At 32.6% G+C, this 2,790-nt stretch carries 1 protein-coding gene; it reads right to left on the bottom strand.

What is annotated here, in order from left to right:
- Positions 1-55: 55 nt before the first annotated feature.
- A complete protein-coding gene (locus C0512_RS15010; protein WP_290863022.1) occupies positions 56-2,596 on the bottom strand; it encodes a toprim domain-containing protein in 2,541 nt (846 codons plus the stop codon).
- Positions 2,597-2,790 lie beyond the last annotated feature (194 nt).

Below are 2,790 nucleotides of genomic sequence, written 5' to 3'. Positions count from 1 at the left end.
CAAAGAGAGTATTCCAAGCAAGGTTATAATTCAAGAACAGATAAAGAAAGACAAATCATTTATTTATGATGCTAGTTGATTTCATTTTATTCATCTGTGACTCGATGCATCTTTGAAAGTATTGCATTGTTTCGCTTTGAGTAAATGGGAATTTCACAACATCCTTTAAGACTTTAAATGTCGCTGAGAGAATCGAATAGTTTGTGCTAAATCTTGATGGTATGTTTGGTATTAATTCTGAAAATGTTTCTTTACTTTTTCTGAATTCTTCAATAAACTTTTCATTGAACAATTTTCTGTAATGCAATATTTCATCAGTGTAAGAACTTATTCCTTGGTTTGTTATGTCGGCCAATTCATTGTATTTTTCAATTTCAGGCTTTGTAAATTCATTTTTATTCATGTCAACCCACAGTAGCCTTGTAATTAGAGGCTCGTCGTCAGGAAAGTAATTGCTGGTTAAAATCAAAGATGAAAGAATTGGTACGGTATCAGTTGCTACACTGCTATCGATATTGCCTCTTTTGTATCCATTTCTATCCCATATACCCTTTAAAATGCCATCTAATTGTTTGTCCCCATTTTTGTACTCTGAAAATTGACAAATTATGTTTGAAAATTGTGCAAATTCCCGGATATGTGCTTTAGCTGTTGAAACTCCCGCTTCCACATTTATTGCCGCTTGAGGTTTGCCGAAAAAGCTTTGACAACAATTAGAAAGTTGGTCTTTCCCGGATGATGTTAAACCTTGAAGAAATAGTATAGGAAATCCTTTGACCTCTTTTACAATGATGTCCTGAAAAATTGATGATATTGTAAAGAGTATTGCAGTAATGGAGTGATGTCTATGCACTTCCATCATTTTTTGCAGATATACTTCTAAAGGAACCGCAGCTTTAAACAAGCAAACATTTTTTTGAGAATCAAATTTAAAGGGATTGTTTTTGTAAATCTTGTTCGCCGATGGTATGTAATATGATGAATCATTATGTTTGAAAATTCCATTTGAATCTATTTCTAATGAATGGCCATTGCACAAATTTACTTTGTTGTTCCAAATCCAAATTTCGTTTTCTTTTTGCCATCCTAAACAATCAACTTTTTTTCCGGCTCCCATCTTATCAAATAAATATGCTCTAAGTGTTTGAAAATCTTTTGCAGATCCAAACCAAAGAAAGTTTCCAAATCCGGTAATTGTATCGTCAAATTTTTGAGGGGTATTAAGTTTTTCAGAGGGAATGTCAAACACATGCTCTTGATTGAAAATGTTTTTTATTCTTACCAGTTTTAGTGGCGTTTTTTCATCTTGCATGTGTTGAATAATTTCAATCTCAAAATTAGAAACGGATTTAAAGTATCTTTTTTTGGTATCGCCTTGCATTATCCAAATTTGATGGTTTGCAATGAACATTCTATACTTCTCAATATCTTCAATCAACTCATTAATTGGAGTAGTTACTTCTTTTGGTAGTTCATATTGTCCGTAACTTTCCTGTTTTTCAACTTTTTCTTTGTTTTTTCCTGCTAAATCAATAAGTTTTTGAAAGTCATCGGCGGTATGCTCTTGAAAGTAATCGGTAATGTCATAGTTTGCAATGGTACTATCAGGTAATTGCACAGGTATTATGCTTGGGTATTGCTCTACAATTCGATTTGTCCCTGAAATACCGGCTTTATCGTTGTCATAACAAATAAATAGTTGCTCGCAAAGGCTTTGCAATCCTTTTATTTGTTCAGGTTTTATATGGATTGCACTGCTCCCGAATGTTACTGCGTTAAAACCTCTCGAGTGAGCAACAATAACATCTTTTTCCCCCTCACAAATTATTATACTTTTTACTGTACCCTTTGGTAACTGTTCAAAACCGAAAATTCCCGATTTAAATGGGGGTAATACATTTTTTTTAACACCTAAACTTTTTTGTTCAGGAATGTAAAGCTTGTAATTGCCTGACATTTCATAGGCAAATGCAACTGCTTCTTTTTTTATATTGAATGGTTTTTGCCCGGCGAAGTTATAGCTTGAAATTGAATGCACATTGAATTTATTGAGAACTTGCTTTGCAACACCCAAATTATCCCAGAATTCTAAATCTATATCTCTAAAATTTTGTCTTTTTACTACAGAAAGTTTTTTGTCTGTATCCGGCTTTGCAAAGCTATTTTGTGAATCTTTGTTAGGGGTTTGCAACTCTATAGTTTCGGCTATATCGCCCGATTTTTGGGCTTTTTGATTGTCTTTTCTAAAAATGCCGGTGTTATTATAGCTGGTTTGCAATCCAATATTCATTTGATTTGCAATTACTTTAAGCACTTCATTAAAATCATGTTTGCAATCGAGATTGTTTAAGTCTGCAACGAATTGCCAAACATCCCCTTGTTTCCCAGAACTATTACATTTGAATTTATGAAAGTTTCCATCTTTGTAGAAAGAAAATGAGGGTTTTTTGTCTTCGGTGAAAGGGCTTGAAACATTCTTCTTTTGATAATCATTAGGATTTGCAAGCATGCCATGATTCATTGCAAATGATATAAAAATATCTTTTTCAGTACAATGTTTTAAAATTGTATCTTTGTTTAAAATATCGGGTTCCATAAAGTATATTTTTAAAAAGCCATTGCGAGGTGAAGTTTGCAATGGCTTTTATTTTATTTTTGAATTTGCTCGTTTTCTAGAAGAAAATCACTTGTTTGATTTAAGAAATCAAATACGTTTGACCTTTTAGTCTTGTCGTCTGCAATGTCAGATAAAATGAAAGATTCAGAAAAGGTTTTTAATTTGTCCTTGAT

This window comes from Flavobacterium sp., from assembly GCF_013822155.1.
Classification (GTDB): domain Bacteria; phylum Bacteroidota; class Bacteroidia; order Flavobacteriales; family Flavobacteriaceae; genus Flavobacterium.
The sequence above is the reverse complement of the archived record's forward strand: the minus strand, read 5'-3'. Positions and strand labels throughout refer to the sequence as shown.

Coding starts and splice junctions, on each gene's coding strand:
- C0512_RS15010 (WP_290863022.1), bottom strand. CDS start 2,596: ATGGAACCCGATATTTTAAACAAAGATACAATTTTAAAACATTGTACT.